General features: G+C 41.0%; 7 protein-coding genes and 1 tRNA gene. 2 read left to right on the forward strand and 6 right to left on the reverse strand.

Annotated features, from left to right (window positions below):
- Positions 1 to 556: superinfection exclusion B family protein (locus tag CXF78_RS12500; protein ID WP_102036975.1), on the forward strand; the 556-nt coding region annotated here is incomplete at its 5' end.
- Between the two features lie 187 nt (positions 557 to 743).
- On the opposite strand, the gene CXF78_RS12505 is transcribed toward CXF78_RS12500, so the two are convergent.
- Positions 744 to 875 carry a DUF3149 domain-containing protein gene (locus CXF78_RS12505; protein ID WP_011635995.1) on the reverse strand — a complete coding sequence of 44 codons (132 nt, stop codon included), beginning with the start codon at positions 873 to 875 and terminating at the stop codon, positions 744 to 746.
- Positions 876 to 1,561: 686 nt separating this feature from the next.
- Here CXF78_RS12505 and CXF78_RS12510 point away from each other — a divergent pair.
- Positions 1,562 to 1,646, forward strand: a tRNA-Leu gene (locus CXF78_RS12510).
- A gap of 154 nt (positions 1,647 to 1,800) precedes the next feature.
- Here CXF78_RS12510 and CXF78_RS12515 read toward each other — a convergent pair.
- The 5 genes from CXF78_RS12515 to CXF78_RS12535 all read right to left on the reverse strand — a co-directional run.
- Complete coding sequence (locus tag CXF78_RS12515; RefSeq protein ID WP_102036976.1) at positions 1,801 to 2,208, reverse strand: DUF2787 family protein; 408 nt, start codon at positions 2,206 to 2,208, stop codon at positions 1,801 to 1,803.
- Positions 2,209 to 2,225: 17 nt separating this feature from the next.
- Positions 2,226 to 2,669, reverse strand: coding sequence for a JAB domain-containing protein (locus tag CXF78_RS12520; protein ID WP_102036977.1), 444 nt, complete (start codon positions 2,667 to 2,669; stop codon positions 2,226 to 2,228).
- Positions 2,670 to 2,726: 57 nt separating this feature from the next.
- Positions 2,727 to 3,215 carry a DUF6641 family protein gene (locus CXF78_RS12525; RefSeq protein WP_102036978.1) on the reverse strand — a complete coding sequence of 163 codons (489 nt, stop codon included), beginning with the start codon at positions 3,213 to 3,215 and terminating at the stop codon, positions 2,727 to 2,729.
- A gap of 24 nt (positions 3,216 to 3,239) precedes the next feature.
- On the reverse strand, positions 3,240 to 5,273 hold the full coding sequence (locus CXF78_RS12530; RefSeq protein ID WP_102036979.1) for an AAA family ATPase: 2,034 nt from the start codon (positions 5,271 to 5,273) through the stop codon (positions 3,240 to 3,242).
- Positions 5,270 to 5,465: tyrosine-type recombinase/integrase (locus CXF78_RS12535; protein ID WP_180957133.1), on the reverse strand; the 196-nt coding region annotated here is incomplete at its 5' end. The genes CXF78_RS12530 and CXF78_RS12535, both read right to left, overlap by 4 nt.

Genomic DNA, 5,465 nt, shown 5'->3' on the forward strand with positions numbered 1-5,465 from the left:
AAGTTCTATGTCATGGCTTATCGTAGCATGTGCAAGTTTATTGTTTGCGCCTAAAGATTTATTGGCGTTTTTATCATTAGACCAACTCGTACATCAATATGGTCAGTTTATTGGCTTAGGGTTGATTATGGGGGTTGCATATTTTTTAAGTCAGATTTTTGCCTTTATCGTCGATGAAGCAATCGTATATTTACGTCAAAAACGTACCGTAGAAACCATTGACGCAAAAGTGAAACTGCTAGACCCTGCTGAAAGAGCCTTGCTACGGGAATTCTTTTTACAAGGACAAACAATTTTAACCTTGCCACAAAATGAATTAGCGGTTAAAAATTTAGTTAACACCAGTATACTTGAAATGCTTGGTAACGAGCGTCACTATGCGATTCAAGGGCCAACGGCTGAATACAAAATTTCGATGCAGGCACGTAATTATTTAAATCGTGATGTACTACGTTTACCTGCAGGTGAACCCAGTGCAGAAGAAATGAGTCATTTGATTAAAACGCGACCACATTTTATTAATGGATTGATTCAATCGCGTAAGCATGCGGTGTAATAGCTAATAGCGCGGAAAATAGTGCTGCAGATGAATAAGTAAATGAATAAAAAAGATGGGGGCATTTACGGCCCCCATTCTGGCATAAAAACGCATCATGTGTTTTGTCGCCAATGTATCATTCACAAGGAAGTATCCATATTGAATATGAATAATAAGCAGTAAAAAACTTAGCCTATTAAGAGACTCACTTAGTAGGTGCAGACTTCACAATAAACATCCACATTAGATAAGACATTATTCCAAAGGTGCAAAAAATTACAGTCATAGAAAGTAAACCTATCGCGTTACCAAACATTAAATCTAACCAAAATGCCATGATATTTATCCTTTAGAATGTGAAGACACGATTATCATAAAGTCAAAATAACGTCGTTATACTGATCTTGATCAATCTTCAGCCGTCATAATGTTAACTTAGTGTGAAATTGCCAATTAGCTCACAAAAAACCACTTTCCTTCTCAATTGAGGTGATGAATGACTTTTGAGCAGTTGAGTGTTTTTTATAGAAAAGAATAGGTAAAGGGCTTGCCATTATGAAATGCAACGGTATAATCGCCAGCACTTAATTGTGACAATGATTGTTGCAGTCATTACTGTTTAGTTAGTTTTAAATTAAGTGTTCGCAGTTAGGGTTTAATTACGAGTGTTGTTTTGCAAAGATATTTGGATTTATCAGATTACTTTGCAAAGCTAAAATAGCTGCTAAGTCTTTGCCTGAGTGATGAAATTGGTATACATGGGGGATTCAAAAATCACAGTGTGTACTAGCTTGGTATAAGTAAGTTGTTGAAGTAAAACGTTAATGCTAAATAATTAACATGCAAAATCCTTGCAAAGATTTGCAAAGTTTTTGAATTGTAAGATTTTATGCCTCCCAACGAATATGGGTTATAAACAGGCTAAAATTACATAATTAAAGTAAGATGAAATTGGTTTGGTTTTGCAAAGATATTTGGTGTTTTAGATTTCTTTGCAAAGCTAAATGTAGCTTGAAAGCCTTTGCCTGAGTGATGAAATTGGTATACATGGGGGATTCAAAATCCCCTGCTTCGCGGCGTGTCGGTTCGAGTCCGACCTCAGGTACCATTATTTAAAGCCCTGTCCTTAATTGAACGGGGCTTTTTTTATGCTTATAATTCAATGGTAAATGATACAAGTTTGTTGCTGTAAGCCGTTAGCAAGCATTTGCATCCTTTAGTCGGTAAATAGACAAGTTTACTTCCACAAAAAGGTCGATTCGTTAATCGGTTGAAATACTGACTTCAAACATTTCTAGATCTAACCAATAGCAAACGAAGTTTTGCTCCCAAATCGGATAGAACTCCTTCGCAGTCTCAATCAAAATCTCACCGTTAATGCTTTGAAATACACCAAAGCTGAAGTCAAAATCCAACTCTTTAACCAACTCCGAATAACCGCTTCCCTGACCAACGAAACAGAATTCAGTGATGTAACACAACGTCCACTGTTCAGCTTTTCTTTCTAGTCTCATTTCAACGGGATGAAAACCGCCATGTTCTACGCTGTAATTGGGATCACGGAAGTTAATAGTTAAAGCATCATGAGGGGTGTTACTAATTAGCTTTTCTAGTGGCAGCAGTAAGCTACTGGAGACAGGCAAAGCCAGTTCCTTGTTAATGGTATTCATTGTTTATCTCACAGGTTTTAGAATAGGTCGGGGTGTGTTTGGCGTAAGCTGGTAAAGCGGTTTAGGCCAATAATCACATGGTCTACAACTTCAATATTGAGTACCTTGGCGCATTCAATGACCATATTGGTAAAGTTGAGGTCACTTGTGCTTGGTGTTGGGTCGCCGGAAGGATGGTTATGAACAAGGATAATCCCCGGCATATTCAGTATGACGGCGGTTCGAAGTACTTCCGATGGCCGCATGCTAACGCTGTTAATACATCCAGTCGCCACAACTTCTATGCAATTGATGGCTCGTTGATTAGTAAGGTTGGCGACAATAAAGACTTCCTTTGTTTCATATTTGAGGTAGTCGAATATCTTTGCGGTTTCATCTGGGCAGGTGAGTGTCTTTTCCGCTTGTTCGCAGTTGGTTTCTCTAAACTGATACTTAACGTTTATTTCGCGAATAATTGCCATGAGTTTGCCTCTGACTAAAACAAGTTAAGTCGAGGGGGGAAGCCCCCTCAAACATTGTTATTTCGTATTGGGTTTTGCTGCAATATCAGGCTTAGTGGCCTCTTTAGCTTTCATCTTCTTACTGGGAAACTTGGAGGGCGGGGCAAGTAGAAACTCATCTAGCTCACCTTTTTTCACAGCATCAATAACGATTTTGATGGTGTCTGGCAGTTTGGCTTTATCACCCACATCGATAGCAGGTTTATCTTTCACTAACTCGATAGGTTTACCGCTAATACGGACTTCAAAGTAGTAGTGTTGTTCATTATCGTAATACCAAGAGCGAACGTTATAACGTCGGCGTACCTTCTTACGCTCTCCTGTTTCAGGGTCTTTGACCATTTTTTCACGGTAGGCTTCAAACTCTTTGCCCTGAACCATGCATTCAGCCATGTCTAATTGTTGTTCCAGCTTTTCTATTAAACGCAATCGCTTACTAATAATAGGTGGCTTGATGGCAATTTCAGGGCGAGCGATAACCTTGAGAGAACTCAATAATGTTGTCATTTTACATTCCTTAGATAGGTGGGTTTAGCGGATAAAGCCGATGTGGCGTGGTGTTTGTTTACGGTTGTTTTCTTCTGTGAGTAGCGGGATAGCCGTACTTCTGTGATTATGGTTAGGTTGAAATAACATGCGTCTTGATAAAATGGCGAAATCGCCGGGCGTTAATTGTTGTAACACTTGAAGTTGGTCTTTCTCGGCATTGGTTAATTTAGTGATACCCAATACTTGACGATAGAGCGTGTGACGTTGCGTTTCAGTGAGATAGTCGCAAGTCAGCTTAAAGTCAAAGCGGCGCATCACAGCGCTATCGATAGCTGTCAGTGCGTTGGTTGCAGCGAAGACGGGTTGAGTATTGCATTCAAGCTGAGACAGCAGTTCGTTGATAAGCTGGACTTCATGCTGTGCTTGAGCGCTTTCACGTTTGCTCAGTAAACTATCGACTTCATCAAAGAGCATCAGCTTCTTTGTTCTGTGCGCTTCACGAAACAGCGTTGCAATGTTCTGCTCACTCTCACCGACATACTTGCTTAGAACGTCAGAGCACTTGATGTGCATCACCTCTATACCATGCGTTTCAGCTAAGTGATGCACCCAACCCGTTTTGCCTGTGCCTGGGGGACCGTTGAGTAATACTCTGACAGGCAAACCATTGGCGATGGCACTGTCAATATCCTCAATTAAGGCTTGCGCATCATGTCCGTCAATTGCGTTAAGGTTTAAGCAGCTTGGGTCGAACATCAGTTGGCCTTCGTATTTAGATGGTGGTGACTCTTCACCGCAGGCATCAAGGGTCGCTTCAATGACATCTAATACCACCTCTTCAGCTTGCTCTCCAGTCAACGTTAATGTGTTGGCAACATGAGCCGCATTCGCTATATACGCTGGTGCAGCATTGGATTTACTTGCCAGTATCAGTCTAAATTCATCCGATACTTTTAATGCTTTAAGTATGTTTTTACTCATGGCAAAGCTAAAAGCTTCATCAGGTATAGGTATTTCCATTACCAGTTTAAAGCGGCGTATAAAACTGGGCTCAAGCATGGATATATGATTGGTTATCCATATAGCAGGTACGGGATTCGTTTCAAGTAAGCGCATTAAGCCTTCTTTTGAGTAATGCTCATCGGCATGCTTAAACACACTTTCACATTCATCAATTAATAACAGGCTTTCATCTGACCCACCAAGCAAGCCTTGCATCAAGTTAAGATAAGTCAGCCGCAGGCTTGCTGGTTCTTTACTGAGAAACTCTCCTGTCACTTTGCCATCTTCAAACTGTACGCTTTGTACTTCGATTAAATTGCGGCGTAGCGTTTTAGCTAACGTTCGTGAGAGTTCCGTTTTTCCTGTGCCCGCAGCGCCATAGAGAAGAATATTAACCCCTGTGAGTTGTTGCTTACTGGCGGCCTTCATATAACGCGACACTAAATCAGCATTCACATGCTCGAACTGCTTCAGTGTGAACTTTGCTACAGGACTGTGTTTCAATATCGGTGCAAGAAAGGCTTCTCTACTAGTGATTTTTTCACTCACCAGTAACACACGAAACGGCTCAGGTATGCTCAGTACATGTGGTAAATGCAATAAGGCATCTTCAATAAAGCGATTAACGACTAGCGGTTGGAGCTGCGTAAGAATGGCATCACAGTCTAATCCTGTATCTTGTTCCATTGCCTGAATCAGAATATCGGCATCGTAGTCGGCTAACAGGTTAAGTAACTCCTTTAACCCCGGATTAGCATTCATCACAATGATAAGTACCATGACAGGTTGCATGGCATGTTTAAGCTTAAACAAGTCACACAAAAACAAGGCATTGTGCTTAACGGTTTCTGTCATAGCAGGGTGGCTATCTCTAATCGGAAACAGTGCAAGCGTGCTGTCTATGTCGTAGTTAATACCATATTGCAGCTTTATCCCGACCAGTGAGCTAATAACATAAGAAGGCACGTATTCGAAGCGGTAATCTGCTGCTGAAAGCAATAAATCCTCAGCAATTTGAGTCGCCAGATAATAACAATGATTCGACTTTTTATTGTTGGGCTTCACCTTTATCATTGGCTTCCACGCCCCCGTTTAAGCTGTTTCTCTGGCGGGGTGTAATCAAGCGTTGCGGCGGCTTGTTTCATAAACTCATGGTCACGTTTATCGTAAATCGTGGTCGTACTGATATCAGCATGTCCCGCCATTTGCCTAACCGTATTGATATCGACATTTTGTTCAAGCAAGCGGGTAATAAAGGTACGGCGT

Source organism: Shewanella sp. 11B5 (genome assembly GCF_002836795.1).
GTDB lineage: Bacteria > Pseudomonadota > Gammaproteobacteria > Enterobacterales > Shewanellaceae > Shewanella > Shewanella frigidimarina.